The organism is Dryocola clanedunensis subsp. sulfonylureivorans (genome assembly GCF_016756775.1).
Taxonomy (GTDB): Bacteria; Pseudomonadota; Gammaproteobacteria; order Enterobacterales; family Enterobacteriaceae; genus Dryocola; species Dryocola clanedunensis.
Map to the genome: position 1 here is coordinate 1 of NZ_JAERMU010000079.1, position 650 is coordinate 650.

The 650-nt window shown below is 55.7% G+C and carries 1 protein-coding gene; it reads left to right on the plus strand.

Annotation, left to right across the window (positions count from 1 at the left end):
- A partial coding sequence (locus tag HYQ67_RS23860) for a ShlB/FhaC/HecB family hemolysin secretion/activation protein (RefSeq protein WP_202308666.1) occupies positions 1-650 on the plus strand: 650 nt, incomplete at both ends.

The following is a 650-nucleotide window of genomic DNA, read 5'->3' on the forward strand; positions in this document are numbered from 1 at the left end:
CCAGAGCCGGTAAAAGGCCCCTGTTTTACCATTAATCGTATCGTCCTTGACGGTGCAACGCTGATGAATGCACGTCAGCAGCATAAGCTGCTCGCCCCCTGGCAGGGCCAGTGCCTGGATATGGGCAGAATTAATCAGCTCACCGCTACCGTATCCGACTGGTATATCAGCCGGGGTTATATCACCAGCCGCGCCTTTCTGACGGAGCAGGATTTACGTTCAGGTGAATTACACCTTGCCGTGCTCGAGGGCAGGCTCGAAAAAATTAAGATGGATGATGCGCCCGAGCGCGAACTGAAAATGACGTTTCCCGGTCTGGAAGGGCGCGTTCTTAATTTGCGTGATATCGAGCAGGGGATGGAGCAGATTAACCGTGCCCGCACCACGCCGGTACAAATTGAAATCCTGCCCGGTACTAAACAGGGCTGGTCAATCGTTCATCTCACCGCTAACCCGGAATTTCCCCTGAGCGCCTCCGTCAGCTTCGATAACAGCGGTCTGAAGAACACCGGTGCCGAACAGATTAATGCGGGTTTGACGGGGAATAACCTGCTGGGCCTGGCGGACAGCTGGTTTGTCAGCGGCGGGCGCAGCAGCGCCTTCTCAAACTCAAAGGATGCGCAGAATTTTGCCGCCGGGGTCAGCGTTCC